Source organism: Bacillus sp. MYb56 (assembly GCF_002976445.1).
GTDB classification, from domain to species: Bacteria; Bacillota; Bacilli; order Bacillales; family Bacillaceae_G; genus Bacillus_A; species Bacillus_A mycoides.
This window is the reverse complement of record NZ_PCOH01000048.1, coordinates 1-20,453: the sequence shown is the minus strand read 5'-3', so window position 1 is coordinate 20,453 and position 20,453 is coordinate 1. Positions and strand designations below refer to the sequence as shown.

Here is a 20,453-nt window from a genome sequence, read left to right as displayed (position 1 = left end):
GCATATCATTAAAAAAGGCCAACTTATTTTACGGGACAAGTCTGTCCAAAATGAAGTGAAGTTTATTCATCAACTATTCGGAATGGCTACATAAGAATAGATTCCATTAGGCATCTATATACCTCTTTCAAATAAATACAATCTTTGCACCAGAACCGGCGGTACGCCAAAAGATACTAAAAGGAAATTAGCAAAAACAATGGATAGTATACGGCATAAACATGGTAAAAATTCAATTATGCGTGGTATTAGCTACATTAAAGGGGCTACACAAAGGGAAAGAAACGGAAATATAGGTGGACATAAAGCATAATGGAGGAATACAGAACATGATTGATAGAGGTATGATGCGATGGGTTCCATTTTCAGCAATAAAAGAACAATTTGAAGGACTGAATGAATTATATGATAAGCAAAATGAAGTGCCGATGCCCATTTTAGATGAACAAAAATTAGAACTTATAAATGATATTGTGTGTTGTGCAATGTCTGAAAATAAGCAAGTAAGTATTTCATACCAAAAACAGAACAAAGTATATTCCGAAGTGGGTTATATTCATTACTACGACATGATTTGTAATGAATTAAGAATTATGAATCAACATGATAATGTATTTTATATAAAAGTTAATCATGTAACAGATATCAAATATACATAGCGCTTAAAAAATTATGGGGTGGGGAATTATGATGAAAAGTCAAAAAGAGCTTATCTATCATTTTAGAGAGTTTTGGGATTTTGAGTATATTTGTTTGGAGAAAAAAGGCTTGGGGTTCCCAGAATTAGAAGAAGTAATGTTGAAATATAACATGCATAAATCTGATGAGAATTTGGAATTTAAAGAGTGTTGGATACATCGTGAATTTGTGGATGGAGAAGAATTAAGAACAGTTCAAATTATATATGAAGATAGTAAAATTAATAGGGTTGTTCGTTTATGGGGATCTAAGAAAAATAAAGATGGAAAAGTTCTTGCAATAACAATGGACTTTTTAAATATAGAAACCAAAGAACTTGAATGTGAAATTGATCTAATGAAAGATAAAAAATTTGAAGGTATCAACCATAGAAATAGAGCCCTTTTTAATTAGGACTCTATTTCTATGGTTTCATTACAAACTTTTATATCCCACATAGTTCGAATAAAACCTTGAAGTTTGATAAGAAACAAAAGATGTTAATGCTGTTTATATCCCACTACGTTTAAATAAAACAATACTACAATGATACGTCTAATCAGTTTACCTATGCGTTTATATCCCACTACGTTTAGATAAAACCAGGTGTTTTGCGACAAAGCTACAGTGTACCTCAAGTTTATATCCCACTACGTTTAGATAAAACTTAGCGCAAGGTATGTTCGGTGCAACAACTCAAATCTTTATATCCCATATCGTTCAGATAAAACACCAATTCACCGAGCTGGTTCAGAAAGAGCTTTGATCTTTATATCCCATGAAGTTCAGATAAAACATAACACAGTTGCTAAATACGCTGTATTCAATCAACACTTTATATCCTATACGGTTCAGATAAAACAATTTTAAGTATGATAAAAGGTGCTGTAAACAACATTTTTATATCCCATATAGTTCAGATAAAGCCCATAACCTTTTTGTATTGTTCGATACATCGGCATGCTTTATATCCCATACGGTTCAGATAAAATTGGTACCGAACTAAGCGTTCTTTACGAAGGAGGATAATTTATATCCCATATGGTTCAGATAAAACCCACATATACTGAAGAACTCGATCTGTAATTTTCTCCTTTACATCCCACACAGTTCAGATAAAACATCGAAATAGGGTGGGCGTCTCCCTCCAAATACGTAATTTATATCCCATATTGTTCAGATAAAATCCTATCTGTATACAAGTGATAAACCTTATGATAGCAACGTCTTAACAGGTGTATCAATCAGTATTTTGCAGCGAATCCTCGATCATGTTTTTGTCTTCTCTTATAAAATGCTGAAAGACCTTGTCATATCAAGGTTTTCTACATGTTTTATAAAAACGAGGTTCACTGCAAAATTACGGAAGTACAATTCCTGTTCCTGTTATCTTTTCTTTATCAAAATCGTACTTGCAATTTATAGTGTGAATGTATTGAAGTCCGGGAATATCAATTTCCTTTATTTCGATTCCGTATCGTTGAACCTGTTTTCTAGAAATAGAGGTTGTAAGCTTTTCGATTTGCATTCGTAATACTTTTCGCTGTTTCGAATCTTTTTCCTGTTTAAATGTAGTAAATAGCTCACGATTCTCTACATATATAGACCAGGGAATAACTTGATAATTATCAATATCACGCAGCAACCTTTGTGCTTCTGTATTTCTCATATCGTTTAGTGGCAGTGTATCCAGTACCTTTAAAGCTTGGTAGAATTCATCTAAGTATTTTTTGCTCAGATTTTCTGTTTTATATAAAGTTTCGACAAGCTCCATTTTTGTTTTCTCATGTAGTATTTGTCCGTTAAAGGATTCTAGAATTTTTAAACCGTTATGAACAATATCCTCATCGTAAACGAACCCTATCCCTTGTGCTTCTGTATAAACAAGGACATTAGGTTCTGTACCTTCATAGGCTCTGCCACGATAACAACGACCTAAACGCTGAAATAAGCTATCTAATGTAGAGATTTCAGTAAATAGCAAATCAAAATCAATATCTAATGAAGCTTCTACAAGCTGGGTGGCGACCCAAATCCCACTTTGTTCTTCACGGTTTTTATCATTTGGTGCGAATTTCTTAATTTCCTCTTCTAAAACGGCACGATCCTGTTGAATAAATTGCGTGTGCAACAACCTTACCTTTTCATTATTAAACAACCCATATATACGTTTTGCTTCTTTCACGGTATTAGCAATAATCAATACACGTTTATTTCGTCCAGCTTCACGAATATGTTCTAAATCTTCGTCAATCATTGTTTTACGTATAGATATGCGGTGACGAATTAAGTCATTATAGAATTCCTCTTTTACAAAATCACTTACCTTGATTTTTCCTCGTTTCTCCATTGTTTCCATAAAAACAGTAGGAAGTGTAGCGGTCATAATCATAAATTTTCCGCCTATCTGGTGAATCATTTCCAATGCTTTGAGTAAAACAGCTAAGATTTTCGGAGAATAACCTTGTATTTCATCTAAAACTATCTTAGAGTACGCCATTGTGGCCAAGTATTTCTCATATCCTCGAAATAAAAATGGAAACTTCAAAATTTGATCAATTGTGCTAAATGTTAACTTTTTACTCAATAAACGAGACTGTTCATAGATAAGCTCATTGGTTTCGTAATCATTGTTTAATGTCTGTAGAAAATCCACGCTACCACTGTGTAGCAACCCAGCAATCGCTTGCCCCTCTTCATCTACATATCCCATTCCATTTGTTATACGCTCATACAAGGCATTTAGACTTACACGGATGGGGAGTGTAATAAAACCTTTAGCTTTATCAATCCAAAATAAAGAAGCTTCTGTTTTTCCCATACCGGTTTGTGCAACAGCCACGATATTCTTGTTTCGATTCTTGTAAGAAAAGAGTTGTAGATTGCGTGGTTTATGACCATTCTTTTTTAGGAATTCATCGACATAAGTCCCAACTCCTTTGTCCGCATGATATTCCACAAGTTCTCCTGCAGAAGCCGCATGATCTAAACGATTTAAAAGTCCCTTTACAAGTATAAGAAGAGGATATTCTTTATCTTTTTTCTTAATTGGTTTCCAACCTATAGTTGTAGTATCAAGATCTTTATTAACAGAACAGCACAATTCTTGCTCCAAACGGTCTATTTTCCCTTTTAAATCTGGTAAAACTGCATTTAGTATTTGGGCATCAAACATTACGTTTCGTACATGATGATGTGCAATTGCCTCTTTCACAACCCGTTCTGTACTTTTGGAATAATGTAATTCTAAAAATGGAACACAAAGTAAGGAAATAAAGGCATGAGGAACATTAGGATATTTTTTTTCAATTTCTTGCTTTGTTAAAGGAGATAACCCCATATTAAGTTTAATAAATTGTTGAAATCCCTCATAAATCTTTCCCGCATCGTGGTATTGGGCAGCTACTTGTGAAAGTTGCCAAATCTCTTCTGAAAACAGAGATCCATACGAGTGTTTTAGTAAAGATAAATTTTCTAATACCTGTCCTGTGTGTTCTTGTAATGTTTCAAATTCTCCTGTTTGCTGATCCCACTTTGCGTAAATCAGATCTTCCATGTTTCTCCTCCTGAAACAAATCCATGCCTACTCATAAGGCATGGAAAAATACAATATGTCCATCTTCATCTTCCATATACTGAGGTGAATTTAACCCTTCTCCTTTACGGAAGAACTGTGTTTGAACTGTCTCCCAAGTACGAATTCCTTGTTTCACTTGATATACCGTATTCAAACGATATGAAATTCCTTTATAATTCATATAATCAAGGCGATCAACAATGCAATGACGTGGTATATAAATATCATTTTTGAGTGTAATGATTTCTTTTGTTTGTCTTTCATTCAACGTTACCAATTTCACGCTTTCAATGACTGCTAAATCTTCACGTCGACCAAGGCTTGGTGCTTCGTTGATATTTTCTAATGCTGTTTGTAATTGTTCCAATACACTTTGTTCGGCACGTACATGGAAAATAAGGGAAATTTCTTTCAACATATGAACATGCATGGGCATTGTTGTAACTTCTTTTGACTTGTAAAAATGATGTATTTGCAAATCAAACAACTTTCCCTCGTGAGTACCTTGGATGCTGATTTCCATTGGAATTAATTCATTTGCACCTAATACATAGTGAAGGAACCCCTTCACCGTACTATACGGTGGAAGAGGATAGGTTTCCTTAGCTTTTTGTGCCATAGGTTTCTTGTAACAAGAAGTTTGTTGGTACAACTTTACTCGTAACACTGTATTAGCCGACATAATAATTCTCCACTTGTTGTAATAGATAATCTAGCATACCTTGAATTGTATGGGTTGAGTCGCTTGAAACAAGATTTCGTAACTCCCCTTCATTCACGAAAACACCAGATAACAGACCAACATGCGTTTGTTCTTGTACAGTCCGTCCCATACTGCGACGTTCTAAAATTTCTTGTAGCATAATAGAATTTAAACGGTATTCACGTTTTGTCGGAACTAATTGTGTACGTCCTAAGAAATATGGTTGATTAATAGCATACAGACCTCCAATTACAAACAAAGGAGATAAGTCTTCTTGTCGTCCACGAATATTACGATTTAAGGAAAATACAATTTCTAAGAATTCTTTGATACGTCTTGCCTTTTCTTCACGTGGTAATTCAATTTCTCCATCTACACCAATTTTATCTAAATCAATAGTAATGGTATAAGAATATAAACTTGTATGCCGCTCAAGTGTTGCGATATTTGGGTTTTCTTTGATACGTGAAGCATGTCCTAAATTTGTTAAAAATTCTAAGTCTCCCCGGTACGGTTCAAGAGAAACAGCATGAGACAAACGAACGCTAGCTGGACGCTTGTTCCCCATATCGCCTTTTACAGTTTTCATGTAGCCAAATAAATCCATTTCTTCTGATTCTTGAATAGTAGCACTAGGAGAATATTGAACTACACTTTTGCTTTTTCCTTCCCCTTCCCCTTTGTCACGGCCAACTGTATCTAAGTTCCAAGCATAACGCTCGGCGCCTAAACGAACCATATCGTATCGAATAGCTTGTCGTGAAGCAAATGTATGAATATCTCCATTTCCACGATTAAATTTCTTTAATTCGGAGACGTTACCGATTCCTTCTCCATAATTTAATGAATCTCCTTGAAACACGATTGTTAATGTTAATCCAGCCATTAGTTTGTTTCCTCCCCTTCTTTTTTATAGGGTTTGTCATTTAATCCGGATAGTAAGGCACTTGCAATACCTTCAAATTCACTACTATGTTCCCTTGTAGCATCCACATACATAGAAGTGTTCTTTTCCACTAATAAAAAGGTGCGGAATAATGTTTCAAAGAATTGTTGACGGTTATTGGTAGTTAAGGCATTTAACAGACGGTAAGTAATGCCTGGAATCTTATTCTCCATTCTACGTTCAGTAAGCCTTCTACGTACTTCGCGTCCATCCATTAGCGCATAATGGATTCTCTTTTGCATAGATTCATATTGCGCTTCTCGTGTTCCGTTAGACATGCCATAACACTCCTTTATTCTATTTAAATGAAACATAGCCAAAGTGGCCGCATACGTATCATAACTGGAATAATTGTTATCTACGTTTTTCCTCAATTGAATAGTGATATCACGAAAAAAATGCTCTCCATTTAATAATTTACGTAGGATTACGTTCCGAAACTGTGGATATTTAATATGATCGATCTCTTTTCCTCCACGCTCTTGAAGGTATTGAATGGCATGTTCTGATAAAAAATTCTGTGTAAGGATCGTCTTTTTTCCGCTATTTTGGAATTCAACAATTAGCATATTTTTAGAGATCCACTTTGCTTTATCTTTAGCTTCTTTTAATGTGTCGTATAAAAACACTTCAAAAGGATTGTTTTGCTTTTTATTGGTAACATATAAATCATTTACTTCTGCTAGCGTATCGAAATCTTCGTCTGTTTGAATGAACGAATAGGTTTCCCCATCTTTGTAAAGTCCAAAAACAGAACAAAACATAATCAACCGGTACAGATTGGATATAGGAAACGATTTTTGATTATTCCACGTGTAATTCGTTGCATTTGCTATACTGACTGCATTTGGAAGAAATATCGCTTCCGTGTAATCGGTAAGAGCAAATTGTCCATCAATAACAGGACAATACAGTAATTCATCCTTCTTCAGTTTCATGATTGTTTGTTTCACTAACTTTTTAATATCTTCATCATCAGATTGTTGTATCATTTTGTTTAGGCTTTCTATTTCTTCGTTAGGGCTGTTAGAAGACCGAAGAACAGCAAGAATCTCTTGTTCTAGTAAAATAGGTTGAACAAAGTCTTTTGCAAGAAATTCTTCATGTTCTGAACGATTCAGGGTACTGCGTGATCTTTGTAAAAAACTTGTTTGACCATGCAATTCTCCTAAACGAAACCGAATCATATTTAATGTTAGTACTTCATTTACTTGATCTTGCTTTAACAACTTCAGATAATCTTTTGTGATTGTCTTTAATTCTTCAATGGTTGATACATTTTTTTTTCTGCTAAACAGCTCTTTTAGGGTTCCACCTTCAATTGGCAAACGTTTATTTAACTTATTTTCTGTACCTTTAATATCATCAAAGATAAAGTCTTTAAAGCGTTTAAAGTTGGATGTAGCGTGTGTTAGATAAGTATTCATCTTATTTTCTTTTTCATTTGCAACAGAAAACATATCAAAAGCATAATTGAAAAACCATTCCGGAAAGTCTTGAAGCAATTTTGGATCAAAGTCTATATATGTCTCTTCGATTTCAAACAAGTCTGTTTCAGCATGCTCTAAAATACGATAAAACCCCAAAATACCAGTGTTCGTAGCCCAATCTTCTAAATATAACCGAATCATTGGTACTCCACGGATACGCAACCGTACCCTTGTGACTTTTTGAAGGACGTACCAATTTGACGAAGGATTTCTAAGTCTTCTTGGTCTCCTTTTAACAAGAATGTTCCTTTATAGGCTTCAAAGTGCTGGTGATTAGGGGTATTATCAAACTTTTCTTTTACAACTTGTTTTGTTAAATTCATAGGTATAAATTGTAAAGGTCTTTTCAATCCTTCTCCATGATAATTAAGTAAAGTCATATCACAAATATAATTGAAACTCTCTTCATAACCTTCTTCTGTTGGAGCAAGAGGTTTCCCATCTCGGTCTTTAATAAAAATAGGGGAAAGGGTGCGGAATACTACCGTATCACTTTTCACTTTGACTTCCGGTAGTATAGATATGTTCTTCTTCTGTAGTTTGTATCCTTTGTACTGAAATTCTTTAATTTCGTTTAAACCATCTACTAAATAAGAAATGAATTCAGGATCAGGTGAACTAATAATCCAGTCCAATCCGTTCTGGAGGAGGAATTCATTATTTTCTAAAGCATAGTCTTTAAGATAAACGGAAAACGTAAAATTCTTGATTTTCTTATTCGGTTTATTATCAAAGACATATAGGTTCTCTGCATACACTACGTTTGATTTTTTTAGAGCTTCTTTAATAAAACTCACAAACATAAAACGATACGAGAGAGGAATTACTTTGCAAGTAAAGCCTACTTTCAATCTCATCATTTCCCTCCTTAATCTTCTATATAGAATTATTATAATGTATTCAAAAATTAAAATTCAATAAATATGTAGAAATAAATGGAAAAACCTTTTTGTACGGAGAAAGACTTTTCTTTATCCCATATAGTAAAGATAAAAATCATATGGTACTTCCGTAATTTTGCAGTGAACCTCATTTTTTCCAAACATACGGAAAACCTTGTTATGACAAGGTCTTTCAGCATGTTTGAAGAGAAGACAAAAACATGATCGATGATTCACTGCAAAATACTGGTTGATACACAGGATAAAATGTTGCTATCATAAGGTGTATTATCCGTATATAGATAGGGTTTTATCAAAACGTAGTGGGATATAAATATTGATGTGTTTAACAATTCGAGTCACTTCTTTATGTTTTATCAAAACCTAGTGGGATATAAACAACCATTTTCAATGCCGATCTGTATGGTTACTGGTTAGTTTTATCTGAACTATGCGGGATGTAAATTCAAAAGTTACCCTAAAGTAATAAAAAAGTTAATTTAGTTTTATCTGAACAATGTGGGATTTAAACATATTACGTATTAGCTTCAAATCAGCCGTTTTTCTAGTTTTATCAAAACGTAGTGGGATATAAAGTGAATCGTTGTATCGGTAAAAGCAATCAATGTATTTGTTTTATCTAAACTATGTGGGATATAAACGCCCATACATATGGATAACCATCGTAAGGTGATACGTTTTTATCTAACCGAAGTGGGATATAAAGGTTGTTTCCGTATCGACTGAGATAATAGGTTCATCTGTTTTATCAAAACGTAGTGGGATATAAACAACGTAATCGAAATAGATTGTATTGGTTATAAAAATGTTTTATCAAAACGTAGTGGGATATAAACACAAGATACATTGATCTTGTTAAAAAGCGTGGAAGGTTTTATTTAAACGTAGTGGGATATAAAGGTAATGATTAAGAAAGATATATTCGGTAGGTATAATGTTTTATCTGAACGATATGGGATATAAAGTACCATAGCACTGTGAATGTCATTGTCGCGTTTATTGTTTTATCAGAACTATGTGGGACTAACCCGCTCTTGTAAGCAAGGAAGCGTTTTATCTGAACTACGCGGGATATAAAGGTTACGCAAATCCAAGTGCCGATGATTTCAATTTCTGATTTATCTAAACCATGTGGGATATAAAGAAACAAGAGCAAAAGCCACAATAAGGGTAAAACAAAAGGAACTTGTAGTAATCACTACAAGTTCCTTTTAAGATAATATTGATAAGACAAATTATTATTTTATTTTTTCTTCATACTGTTTAGCAAGCTTATAAAAAGAAGAACGTTTGATACCATACTTTTTCATGGCTCCTACTGCTGTAATTGAACCGGATTTCCATTCCTTGTAAGCATCCGTGAATTCTTCTGTTATTTCAACAGGTGGACGTCCTAAACGTTTACCCTGTTTTTTAGCAAGAGCAATTCCCTCAGCTTGACGTTGTTTAATATCAATGCGCTCTTTTTCTGCAAAGGCAGATAATATTGTCAGTGTTGCTTTTTGAATTGCGCTCTGAATAACATCATTTGTACTTTCTCCAGTGTAATTTACGTTAATGTATGGTTCCTTTATAAATTGTAAATTTACTTTATGTTTTTCGTAATATCTAAATTCTTCTAATGTATCATTCATATTTCTTCCAAGTCTTGTCAAGGAGTCAAACACAATGGTATCTCCTGTACGAACAAGACGCTTTAGCATTTGGTAATTCTCTCGCTCCATATTTTTTCCAGATTCTTTATCAATAAAGATATCCCGATCTTCTATTCCTAAATCCTTCATATTCTGAATTTGTCGTTCTTCGTTTTGATCTTTACTTGAAACTCGTACATAACCAAATTTTTTATGTTTCATATGCTACACCTCACTGGTAATTATATCAATTATGTCTGTAAAGGTATATGAAATAAATGGATATCTGTAAAATAAGAAATAGACATTTATAGATGCGGTTTTTTATAGGTTTCTATGTATCTGTAAAGGTATACTTTTATAGACATATCAGGTGTTCTTTACATCTTTGAATACATAGTAATGAAAAATGAATTAGATTATCTTAAAAATCTAAAACACGTGTAACCCCGTTCGGATTTTTAAAACGGGGTTATACTAAATTTATTTAATTTTTGATGTGAAATTCTTCACTACACTTAAATATAAAACAATAAAGTCGTTTATTTAAGTGTTATTGTATAATCGTGCCCGGTTATTGAAGAAGTTACAATTGCTATCGAGTATTTCCAAATGATGCTTTTCTAAATAAAACTTCTTTACAATTTAATTAATTATTACTTCTTCAGCATATTGTAATTCAGTATTATTCACTTCATAATCTTTAAGCTCCTGCTCAGTAGAAAAATGAATAGATGATTGATAAGTTTTTCTTCCTTCTGCTGGCTCAACCAACAAAATACATTTACTAACACCATCTGTATCTATTTCCGAAGATTTTATACCAGTCACTTTAAAATCAAAGTAACAGATAATGCTATACAAGTCTAAATTAACCCCAAAAACTTTAACATTATCATGATGATGAAATGACATAGATAAACCTCTCTGTCCCAATAAATTCCCAACATCATCAGTACCAGTCAAAGTTAATTCACTGATATTTATATATTCTTTATAAGGTTTTTCTTCAATTAAAGTCCGATATAACTTTTCAATCAATAATATATCTTCTATTTCAAGTTGGGACTTAGGGATAAAAGTAACTCTCAATTTCCCTTGTAGCTCCAAAACTTTTTCCCAAAACTTTATCGTCTCCAAAACAGAGGTTTTCTCTGCTTCTTTAATCGCATATTTATTAAGTTCAGCCCCATTAAGTTTAATATCACCTGAAACGAATGCATAATATAAGTTTAATGCTTCTACTGTTTCCTCAACTGTTTTTATATTTTCAAGGTTTAGACTAAAATTGAATTTTAAATGTTTATCTCTCTCATCTAAAACATAAGAAATATCGAAAGTTTCATTATCAATATTTTTAAATAGTACTTTGTGCATATCTGCAAAAGGTTGTCTTTTAAAAGTAATATCTTTCTTTACTCCTTTACCTTCAAAATACAGTTTAAATGGTTCCGGAAAAGGTTGCGGTTTAAGAGTTATGTCATATTTACCTTTTTCACTTTCTTTGAAAGGATGTTTAATTACTTCATCTATTTTAAACTTAATACCATTTATAGTTATATACTCATCAGCATCTTTACTAATTGTATATGTACGCTGCGTTCTGTATAAAAACTCCAAAACTTCTTTAACATTTGAAGGTTTGAATTCCGCGAACACATCTTTGTTTAAATCAAAACTAAGTCCACCAAATTCCATACCTGAACTATTTGATGTTAGTCCAACTACACCGTCCCCGTTTTCTATTTCATCATAAACAAAGCCATTTGGAAGGCTCTCGTTTAAAGAACCTAATACTTCTTTCGGTATTTTTGTATCCTTTTGATTATTGTTTAATAAAGCTTTGTTAAAATTAGCAAACATTTTTACCAGTCCTCTCTTAATTCATCAAAAACAATTATTTTAGAGAATAATATGTATTGCTCATAAGTTTCACCAATATTATTTTGAACGATAAACTCTATAAGTTCACTTCTCTCACTCTCTTTGCTAACAATAATATGTTTAATATGCTCAAATTCAAAATTCAACCATAAATCAGGACATTGAGCGATAGCTTGTGAATAAGTAAAATAACTTCTGGGATTCATCTGCTCCTGACTAATAATTAAGGGTAATTCTGTTTCTACATTCTCAACATTAGGTATATATCTCCATTCTTTTTCATCATGAAAATTCCTTATAGCTATTTCTCGGTGATTATTTGTTAGCATTTCTCCATCAAGAGGCTTCATATACAATAGATCATGTAATAAATAATTATTATAATCATTGTTTTCATTGCTTTTTTCTGGTGGATTATTAATAGCTTTACTAAGAATAATACTAAAATCTTTACGTAAATTTGAGCGTTGATTAATATAATGAATCGGCTGTATTCCTTGTCTTATACCCCACTCTTTACTCAATCCGATCCCATATGAACCGTAATTTACCATATGTGGTACAAGTTTGTTTAAATGAATATCGCAAAAACAGCTCATAGGAAATGCGATTTTTTCCAATTCTTCAATTTCCAAGTAACCTATTTTTTCTTCGTAATATCGAGGTAGAATAGCCTTTTTCAATAAAATATCTTTAAGAAATTCTAATCTATTCATAAACTTAAACAAAACATTTGCACTTTGTAATGGTCTGATATAAGAAGTCTCCTCCTTGGTTTCAGGTTTTTGTTCAAGTTCAATATGCATACTTGCTTCACTCATTCGACTTCATCTCATTTCTATAAAATATTCCATCTTTAATATTAAACTCAATTATTATCATTTTACATAGCAAACGAGAAATAAACATTTCATTATTGTTTCTGCTATATTTAAAAGGCTCTTTTCTAATACAATAAGAAACGCAAAAGAACTTGTAGTGATTCCTACAAGTTCTTTTTGTTTAAGGTGAATACACGGGACAAACAAACTATCTTACAGATTCATCATAGAAACTACAGGGGTAATGCTTTGACAAGTATATTATATAAAAAATTTTAACATCCATCGATTTCGATTTTGAAAATTTCGTGAATTGAGGGAACAGAACGGTATATCATTTTCTGTTAAGATTAAGTGCATTATATTAAGTATCTTATAAACACGTATTTTATAGTAAATTAAAAGGATTTATCTTGAACAAAGGTTAATTAAAATCGCCCCTAAACAACTGGTGATGAACTAACAAACTTAAACAGACCCTTTTGGAATAACCTCACCATCATCGTTAAAAGTCCAGTTATCTAAATTTTGTTGGAAAATTATCTTATCGATAGTTCCATCAATAACTTCAAATAACAATAAAGCTACCTTCTCCCCTGCATCAATTATCAACTCACTAACATATTCACCAATGGAAAATTCATATTTGAATCCTTTAATTTCTACAAGCACACCTGCCATTTTGATATATTTAGTGGACTCGAATTCATATCGACCGGTAGTTGGCGAATTTGTATTTTGTAGAAATGAATAAAATATTGGCTTTAAAACAGTCTGATGATTGTCTTGCCGATTGCCTTGTCTGTCATAAAAAAATGTATCTACTGTATTAGTGCCTTGAACTGAGCTCATTTCATCTTTATTAGGGTTAGCATTAAAATTATCTATTACTTCTTGACTAGCTGCTACCCAAGAAGTAATCCGGGGAGCACTTATTGATCTTAAACTACTTTTTATTTGTACTTCTTTAATTCGTCCATCCCAATCATTCTCTTTAAATCCCCTAAGTATTGCTAATTTTATCCCTTCTTCTTCAGCGAAAAGTCTGGCTCCTCTTGTGTAACCTTCAGTGGTAACAACAAAAGCTTCATCAGGTTTGATCTGAGAAACGGCTCCAAAAAAGTCTCTTATTATGCTTATACCTACTTTTGTGTCGTAGTCTTTACATTCAACTAAAACTCTCTTTGACACGTTGGCACGTTCGATTATAACATCAATCTGATGTGGTGTTTTTTTCCCATCTCCCTTAAGTGTTAAATTATGTATAACTGCGTCAGTAGTATTTAAGCTTTTAAATACTACTGCTGCAAGCCTTTCATACTTAGTTCCATTTTTCAACTTTTCATCTGCGATAAATTCATTATATATTGTTTCCATAACCTGACTCATTTAAATCCCCCCTGTTTTTATAAAATCTATAGCCTGCTCAATTACCAATTTGTACAAATTAATTTGCATCTTCATATACAAATTTTGTATATTCCTTACGAAGCCAATTAGAAATGCGTTCTTTTTGTTGTTGTCTAAGATGCGACCATTTCTTATTTGTTTGACAGATCTGTACATTAACTTCTATATGATTTTTCAAAGACAAAGTCCTAATGTACCCTATATCAAATCTTTTCTAGAAATTTAATATAAATTATACAGCATTTGTAAAGGAACGGAAATTTTTTAGGGAAGGATGAACCAATAAGAACAGTTCATTTTTTCAAATACAAAATGTATTTAAACGTACAATTTTCTTTTTTTGATATGGTGAGGCCTTGTAGTAATCTTAGGGTGTTTTTTCTTTATGGGATCCTACCAACCAAAAAATGTCTTAGCGTGGGTTTTATGTCATTGTGTTGGCGGGACCTCTATAAGCACAGGATCACTGAAAACAGACAGATAAAAAACGAAAAAGGAACGCGGATCATGTCCACATTCCTTTTTATAGTCTATGAGTTCAACAATAATTGTTGAATAAGTTCAAACATTGTAGTTGATCCAAGTACAGCAGAAATAATAACATCAAAGTTAACATGCAAATGTACTTCTGTTTTATCTGCATCTTTCTTAAAAATGAACTTAAACATTTCTTTCACCTGCCTTTTATAGCAGGCATAATTGCTAGCAAATCTATGCCTTCTTATTATCAAAAATTTCTACCGGCATCTATTATATTAAACATTCAATTATTTTCAATATTATTTGGTATTCTTAAAAAAATTAGGGTAAATCTATTTATTATTATTTGGTATTCTTATAAAAACTAGGGTAAATCTATTTATTATTATTTGGTATTCTTATAAAAACTAGGGTAAGGATCCTTATTCCTTAATTATCCACTAAGTTCTTCTGAAAAGCAATTATTTTGCCGATAAAATTTATTTATAGATATAGCAACAAGCAAATCACGTTTCGGAGGTATATACAGAAATAATCCCCGTGTATGTGTAAACTACAAAAAAGAACTGCCTGATCCATTTGGGGTGCAGCCGAGATACGTGTAAAAATAGGTTATAGGCTTACTTTTATTTCCACATTCCATTTATAGGGCTTATAAATATCATTTTGTCTATTATGGGTACACCCTAATCATCCATCTATTAGCTACTGAAAACACTTTGTTCCAACTGTATGATTAGGATGTATGTTAATACATTGAAAGATAGTAAGGAAATCCGTAATTACAAGGGGTACGGAAACGATTCAAGGTATGAGGGGTCACTTTGGAAAAGTATTCAATAATAAAAATCGTAGGAAATGATAATTCCTACGATTTTTTGATTAGAATTCTCTAATATTAATTGCAAAATGTGGTTTGACTCTCACTTCAATTTCTTTTTTCTCTTCAGAGCACTGGATATGGAGAGTATCATTGCGAGTATAAACTCGTTCTACAAATTCCATATTAACGTCAAATACACATCCTTCATTATAAGAAAGACTTAATTTAATTGTATTCTCATAAACTGACATAATCATTATTAATTTAAATCCTAAGTGATCCATTTTACGATAAAGATACACACCTGCACCTTCAATCAAAAAGTCTTCCGGTTCACTCTCGAATAGCTCTAATAGTTCGTATTCATCATATTTAATATCCAATGTTTATAACCAACCTTCTGCACCGTAAAAAATTTTTTATTATTTTTTCTTTGCGGGAACAGCAGTAATAACATCCCCGTTATCATTAAGTATAACATAACCATCTGCTCTACTATATTTCCATGTGCCAGGCGTATCAGCTGGAGTACGAGAACCCGTTTTGATAATATCTTCAACTACATTAGGTGTCATACCACGAGGGTCAATTTTAGAAAATAGCTCGTTATATTCCGCAGAACCTAGTTTATATCCCTTTTTAGCAGCCATTTCCTTAGCTCTTGAATTAAGCTCCGCTCTTATTTCAAGAGTATCTGGAGCCATTCTTTCTAAAGCATGCTCAGTATACTTTCGACCATTGATTACTCCTCCACCTCTTGGCATGCTCCATCCAATACCTGAAGTCCCTTTTGTTGCATTTTCAATAGCCTTTCCTTTCTTTTCAAGGTCACCAATTTTCCCTACAACTTTACCAATTACACGTGAAGTACCACCTGATACAACGGATAGAGTACCCCAGCCATAATCTTCTGGTCCATATTTCCTACCTGTTACCAGATCTTCACCTTTGATTAACTGTGCAATTTCTATTCCTGTTCCAACACCCGGTGAAATACCTAAGATAAACGCTAGATCTTGGTCATCTTCACGATTATATATTCTAGAAGGATCGCCGCCTAAATCACGCAATGCATTACTTAAATCAATATTCCCCACATTGATGGCTGCTGCAGGTATATCAATCTTATGACTTGCTATTTTATTAGCGGAGTCCATGAATGTATTTGCAAGATCTATTCCCATATTGAAATCTGTGAAGAATCCTGGGACTTTGGCATCCAATGCTTGTAAATCTTTCGCAATGATTGGAGCGTTTTTTCTTGTTACTTGCACAAGTTCCTCCAATTGAGGTTTCGCTTCATCTACAGAATGTTTTAGGCGAATCGAACTATTTACAACTGGTCCTAAGTCTTTAACTACACCAGATAACCCCGCAGCTAATTTACGATGATTCTCCTCAATTTCAGCTGTTGCTTTGGCAACAACATCTATAAATTCAACAGTCTTCCCCGCAACCACATCTAATGTTTGATAATACCATGCGTAGGTTTGATAAAGGGATTCATAATATTGCAGGATAGATACATATACATCAGCACTAAATCCCACCCACTCTTTTCCATACGCTAGAGCATCTTTTCCCGTATTTCCAAGCAGTTTAAATAGCTCTTTTCTTTGAGTGACCGTTAAATTTTTAATGTCACCTTTCATTGCATTTACTAGTTCTTGCAACTTATCATGTGATTCTTTCAGCACTTGCATTTTATACTGTGCATCTTGCTTTGCATCGTTAATGTCTCTAGAAATATTCTCCCAGTTTTCTGCATCATCTACCCAACGTTGTTCTTCTTCTTCTAAAATCTTAATCGTGTTATTTATAAGTGTTTCATCACTTTTTAAATAATCTAATACACCTTCAAATATCTTTACTTTTCCATCAAGTAAAGTAAGTGGACTTTTAGCCTCCTGATCAAAAATAATTGCATCATGAATACGCACATATCCTTTTTCGCCTTGGTAATTTACTTCATACCAAGAACCGACTTTCCCCACTACTTCTATCACTTCACCCTTATTCACGCTTTTTGCACGTAATGCTTTTTTCAAGTCTGGCTCAGGATATACTTTTTTAACAAGGGATTCTAATGTAACCCAACCTTTAATCATTTCTCCGTCTTGATTAAAGGAAAATTTCTTGTCTTTATATGTAAAATCTCCTGTTTGTAATGCACCAGAAGGCTGTAGTAAATACCAATTAAACTCTTGTTTCATCCAACCATTTCTTGATTCATGAGAAGCATCAAAATAATACGGTTTCCCATCAACATGTGTAAATCCTGATTGTACAGAACCTAACGGGCCAAAGTAATAGATTTTTCCGTCAATATGTTGGATTCCAGTTTGTACCATGCCATCGGTTCCCAAATAATAATCGTATCCATTTGTATGTACCCATCCAGTTTGCATAAAACCATCGGTACCAAAATAATAGCGTTTCCCATCAATTGATTGGAAACCTGTTATTCTTTGCCCATCTTTTTTATAATACGTCCATTTTCCTTCTTCTTGTACCCACCCTTGTTTATTATCTAAATAGAGTGCTTCTTTTAATTGATCAATCCATTTTAATCCATTCGCAAGAAGAGCTAAATCAGTATCTAGTTGTTTATCAAATTTCTTTTGAATATTGGGTGGAAAGTATTTTTCAGGATCTTTATGATACTCAGTTATCATAAAATGAGACAAATTCGTTGCTTCTTTTGCTACATCCCATGAACGAACTGGTGATTCACCAATTACAACAGACTCCAGTACCCGAACATATCCAACCTCTCCTTGGTATTTTACCTGATACCATAAACCTTGTTTGGATATGACTTCTAACACATCTCCATCCTTTACAGGCTTAGATTTAAATAGAAATTTTGTTTCTGGCTTTGGATAGATTCTTTTAACAGCAGAACGTAGAGTAATCCATCCCTTTTCCATATCCCCGTACTTATTAATTTCAAATGGTTTTCCTTGATAGGTAAATGTACCCGTCACATACTTCCCATCTTTTAAATAGCTCCATGAAGTTGCAGAAAAACTCCATCCAGTCTTTAGTTTACCAGGTTCACTATAGTATAAAGTATCTTTCCCTACTTGTTTTCTTCCTTGGAATAACCTTCCATCTTTAAAAAAGGAGTACTCTATTCCATCTAACGTAATGTTATCTCTTTGCTTACTACCATCTTTGTTGTAATAGTACCAATTTTCTTTCTCCTTCACCCAGCCAACTGATCCATCATTTTGCATATCTGTTACTTTCATAATCGTCCTATATAAGAACATAGAAAATTGCTCTCTAGTAACAATGCCATTTGGATTAAAATTTCCGTCACCTGTACCACTTGTTATGTTGTTACCGGCTAATATTTTGACATATTCGTTGGCCCAGTGACCTTTCATATCCGTAAATTCAACATTTCCTTGCGGTTTTAAATCAAATGTTTTGACAAGCACAGTTGCCATTTCGGCACGTGTCATATTATTTTTCGGATTGAATTTTTTTTCAGCATTTACACTAAAAATACCACGTGCTGTTAGTGCCAAAATTTCTTTTTTGAAATTGCTCTCACTAATATCTACAAATGGGTTATTGGCACTGTCTTGCGGTTTTAAGGACCTATATAAAAAGGCTGCAAGATGTTCGCGTGTGATTTGATCCGTGGCACCAAAATATCCATTTCCATAACCAGTAATGATTTTATTTTCAGCCATGTACATTATTTCTTTATACGCCCAATGTGTTTTTGGCACATCGATAAAGGATAATGTAGTTTCTTGATTATTTTGTTCTGCATAAACTGTTCCTAATGTACTGAATAATAAAATACATACCATAGAACTCAAAAATAATTTTTTAATTGTGTTCACAATAAACCTCCTATTCAATTGTTAAAGATATAATTTCAATATCAGCACTTATTTAAAACTTCGGCTTCCTCTGTAAACATTGGTGCATAGGTAGAAAATAATAAAAATAATGATACTATAAGTCCTATGACTTTCTTCATACTCGCATCTCCTTATCAATTAATTAAAAACCTTTTAATTATATATTAAATTTTATCACTATAGAAATAATAAAAAAAGATATGCATAATTGCATATCTTAACTTCTCAATAGAGTGTACTCTATTGAGAAGATTACAAGTTATTGATTTTAAAGGATTTAGAGGTTCTCAAATACACTTATCAGAATTGAAGCGTGGTATTTAATTCCAGAGTGGCCTTTGAAACCCATAATCGTTTCCGTCCCCCTTAGGGGGGACATCAAAATTTTAGTTTGATGGGAATATATGGTAATCCTTATTAGTTCAGCAATGACACACATTATCCGTCACAAATAACCAGAAATAGACTGTAAATTTAAATTTACAGAAAAAATTTGATGAAATATATTCTTCTGTTTTTTCGACATGGTTAGACAAAACATTCCATCTTAATATGATATTTTATGATATGCGAGGTGGAAAATATGCAAAGTAAAGAAGGAATGATAGAGCTTTCGTTAACGGAAGGATTAATTATACCGGCTGCGATATTATGTGGTGAAGGTCATGAAGAGGAGAAAGGACAGGTTTTTTCTGACCTACCATTTGAATATTAATAGGGAGACTATCCCTATTGCTATCAAACTAACGAAAATATGAAAGTTTTTAACTACATTAAAAAGAGAGTATTTCGGTTCTAAAGCAAGGTTTTTAAACTTAAAGAACTGCATTGAGAATGGTCGAATAATATGAAACTATTAATAATTTCTGTAATTCATTGTGCGTTGAAAAAACGAAGTCTTTCCCAAGACTTCGTTTTTATTTGTATATTCATTCCTTGTATTGCTGTTAATTTAAAATAAAGAACGATAATTTATAAAATAGTGTGAGAACAACGATTTACTAAGTAAGGGTAAATGAAAATCTTCTTTCTCTACAGGTAGTTACTTTGAGAAGTCAGCTCATTTTTTCGTTATGGGGATATTTATTTCCCTTAAGTTGATGGGCATGTATGGTGAGGCCTATTAGCTATGCCAAATTGTATTTGGATTGTCATCGATTGCATTACTAGCTAGATCACACACTTGCTTTCATTATTTTCTTGGACCATACGCGGCAATTGGTT

Annotated in this window: 16 protein-coding genes and 2 pseudogenes; 5 read left to right on the top strand and 13 right to left on the bottom strand. The window is 33.0% G+C overall.

Annotated elements, in window-relative coordinates:
• The 4 genes and pseudogenes from CQ058_RS28415 to CQ058_RS28400 form a co-directional block, all read left to right on the top strand.
• A pseudogene (locus CQ058_RS28415) lies at positions 1 to 94 on the top strand (IS6 family transposase); the annotation flags it as partial.
• Positions 95 to 184: 90 nt separating this feature from the next.
• Positions 185 to 313, top strand: a pseudogene (locus CQ058_RS32800) (Y-family DNA polymerase); the annotation flags it as partial.
• A gap of 16 nt (positions 314 to 329) precedes the next feature.
• Positions 330 to 659 carry a YolD-like family protein gene (locus CQ058_RS28405; RefSeq protein ID WP_002191930.1) on the top strand — a complete coding sequence of 110 codons (330 nt, stop codon included), beginning with the start codon at positions 330 to 332 and terminating at the stop codon, positions 657 to 659.
• Between the two features lie 31 nt (positions 660 to 690).
• Positions 691 to 1,092, top strand: a complete 402-nt coding sequence (locus CQ058_RS28400; RefSeq protein WP_105590137.1) for a hypothetical protein — start codon at positions 691 to 693, stop codon at positions 1,090 to 1,092.
• A gap of 946 nt (positions 1,093 to 2,038) precedes the next feature.
• On the opposite strand, the gene CQ058_RS28395 is transcribed toward CQ058_RS28400, so the two are convergent.
• From CQ058_RS28395 to CQ058_RS28345, 13 genes are all read right to left on the bottom strand, one after another.
• Complete coding sequence (locus tag CQ058_RS28395; protein WP_105590136.1) at positions 2,039 to 4,234, bottom strand: CRISPR-associated helicase/endonuclease Cas3; 2,196 nt, start codon at positions 4,232 to 4,234, stop codon at positions 2,039 to 2,041.
• A gap of 31 nt (positions 4,235 to 4,265) precedes the next feature.
• Complete coding sequence (gene cas5b, locus CQ058_RS28390; protein ID WP_105590135.1) at positions 4,266 to 4,937, bottom strand: type I-B CRISPR-associated protein Cas5b; 672 nt, start codon at positions 4,935 to 4,937, stop codon at positions 4,266 to 4,268.
• The gene (gene cas7i, locus CQ058_RS28385) at positions 4,927 to 5,844 is read right to left on the bottom strand and encodes a type I-B CRISPR-associated protein Cas7/Cst2/DevR (protein ID WP_105590134.1); all 918 of its coding nucleotides are present in this window, start codon (positions 5,842 to 5,844) and stop codon (positions 4,927 to 4,929) included. Before cas7i ends, cas5b begins: the two co-directional genes overlap by 11 nt.
• Positions 5,844 to 7,535, bottom strand: coding sequence for a type I-B CRISPR-associated protein Cas8b1/Cst1 (gene cas8a1 / locus CQ058_RS28380; RefSeq protein ID WP_105590133.1), 1,692 nt, complete (start codon positions 7,533 to 7,535; stop codon positions 5,844 to 5,846). Before cas8a1 ends, cas7i begins: the two co-directional genes overlap by 1 nt.
• Positions 7,532 to 8,251, bottom strand: a complete 720-nt coding sequence (gene cas6, locus CQ058_RS28375; RefSeq protein WP_105590132.1) for a CRISPR-associated endoribonuclease Cas6 — start codon at positions 8,249 to 8,251, stop codon at positions 7,532 to 7,534. The genes cas8a1 and cas6 overlap by 4 nt, the downstream gene beginning before the upstream one ends.
• Before the next feature lie 1,283 nt (positions 8,252 to 9,534).
• Positions 9,535 to 10,152, bottom strand: a complete 618-nt coding sequence (locus tag CQ058_RS28370) for a recombinase family protein (protein ID WP_105590131.1) — start codon at positions 10,150 to 10,152, stop codon at positions 9,535 to 9,537.
• Positions 10,153 to 10,575: 423 nt separating this feature from the next.
• Positions 10,576 to 11,793, bottom strand: coding sequence for an abortive infection system toxin AbiGii family protein (locus tag CQ058_RS28365; RefSeq protein ID WP_105590130.1), 1,218 nt, complete (start codon positions 11,791 to 11,793; stop codon positions 10,576 to 10,578).
• Between the two features lie 2 nt (positions 11,794 to 11,795).
• A complete protein-coding gene (locus tag CQ058_RS28360; protein WP_105590129.1) occupies positions 11,796 to 12,635 on the bottom strand; it encodes an abortive infection system antitoxin AbiGi family protein in 840 nt (279 codons plus the stop codon).
• 468 nt (positions 12,636 to 13,103) lie between these two features.
• Positions 13,104 to 14,024, bottom strand: coding sequence for a restriction endonuclease (locus CQ058_RS28355; protein ID WP_105590128.1), 921 nt, complete (start codon positions 14,022 to 14,024; stop codon positions 13,104 to 13,106).
• 58 nt (positions 14,025 to 14,082) lie between these two features.
• Positions 14,083 to 14,223, bottom strand: a complete 141-nt coding sequence (locus tag CQ058_RS31970) for a hypothetical protein (protein ID WP_181150783.1) — start codon at positions 14,221 to 14,223, stop codon at positions 14,083 to 14,085.
• A 352-nt stretch (positions 14,224 to 14,575) separates the two neighbouring features.
• A complete protein-coding gene (locus CQ058_RS31965; protein WP_181150782.1) occupies positions 14,576 to 14,713 on the bottom strand; it encodes a hypothetical protein in 138 nt (45 codons plus the stop codon).
• Positions 14,714 to 15,407: 694 nt separating this feature from the next.
• Positions 15,408 to 15,731: a hypothetical protein gene (locus CQ058_RS28350; protein WP_105590127.1), complete on the bottom strand. Its 324-nt coding sequence runs from the start codon at positions 15,729 to 15,731 to the stop codon at positions 15,408 to 15,410.
• Positions 15,732 to 15,770: 39 nt separating this feature from the next.
• On the bottom strand, positions 15,771 to 19,208 hold the full coding sequence (locus tag CQ058_RS28345) for an S-layer homology domain-containing protein (RefSeq protein WP_105590126.1): 3,438 nt from the start codon (positions 19,206 to 19,208) through the stop codon (positions 15,771 to 15,773).
• A gap of 604 nt (positions 19,209 to 19,812) precedes the next feature.
• Between CQ058_RS28345 and CQ058_RS32495 the strand changes: the two genes are divergently transcribed.
• Complete coding sequence (locus tag CQ058_RS32495) at positions 19,813 to 19,944, top strand: hypothetical protein (protein ID WP_002192047.1); 132 nt, start codon at positions 19,813 to 19,815, stop codon at positions 19,942 to 19,944.
• Positions 19,945 to 20,453 lie beyond the last annotated feature (509 nt).

Excerpts from the sequence above, each read along its gene's own strand:
- CQ058_RS28405 (WP_002191930.1), top strand. The coding sequence starts at position 330 with ATGATTGATAGAGGTATGATGCGATGGGTTCCATTTTCAGCAATAAAA.
- CQ058_RS28400 (WP_105590137.1), top strand. The coding sequence starts at position 691 with ATGAAAAGTCAAAAAGAGCTTATCTATCATTTTAGAGAGTTTTGGGAT.
- CQ058_RS28395 (WP_105590136.1), bottom strand. The coding sequence starts at position 4,234 with ATGGAAGATCTGATTTACGCAAAGTGGGATCAGCAAACAGGAGAATTT.
- cas5b (WP_105590135.1), bottom strand. The coding sequence starts at position 4,937 with ATGTCGGCTAATACAGTGTTACGAGTAAAGTTGTACCAACAAACTTCT.
- cas7i (WP_105590134.1), bottom strand. The coding sequence starts at position 5,844 with ATGGCTGGATTAACATTAACAATCGTGTTTCAAGGAGATTCATTAAAT.
- cas8a1 (WP_105590133.1), bottom strand. The coding sequence starts at position 7,535 with ATGATTCGGTTATATTTAGAAGATTGGGCTACGAACACTGGTATTTTG.
- cas6 (WP_105590132.1), bottom strand. The coding sequence starts at position 8,251 with ATGAGATTGAAAGTAGGCTTTACTTGCAAAGTAATTCCTCTCTCGTAT.
- CQ058_RS28370 (WP_105590131.1), bottom strand. The coding sequence starts at position 10,152 with ATGAAACATAAAAAATTTGGTTATGTACGAGTTTCAAGTAAAGATCAA.
- CQ058_RS28365 (WP_105590130.1), bottom strand. The coding sequence starts at position 11,793 with ATGTTTGCTAATTTTAACAAAGCTTTATTAAACAATAATCAAAAGGAT.
- CQ058_RS28360 (WP_105590129.1), bottom strand. The coding sequence starts at position 12,635 with ATGAGTGAAGCAAGTATGCATATTGAACTTGAACAAAAACCTGAAACC.
- CQ058_RS28355 (WP_105590128.1), bottom strand. The coding sequence starts at position 14,024 with ATGAGTCAGGTTATGGAAACAATATATAATGAATTTATCGCAGATGAA.
- CQ058_RS31965 (WP_181150782.1), bottom strand. The coding sequence starts at position 14,713 with ATGTTTAAGTTCATTTTTAAGAAAGATGCAGATAAAACAGAAGTACAT.
- CQ058_RS32495 (WP_002192047.1), top strand. The coding sequence starts at position 19,813 with ATGCAAAGTAAAGAAGGAATGATAGAGCTTTCGTTAACGGAAGGATTA.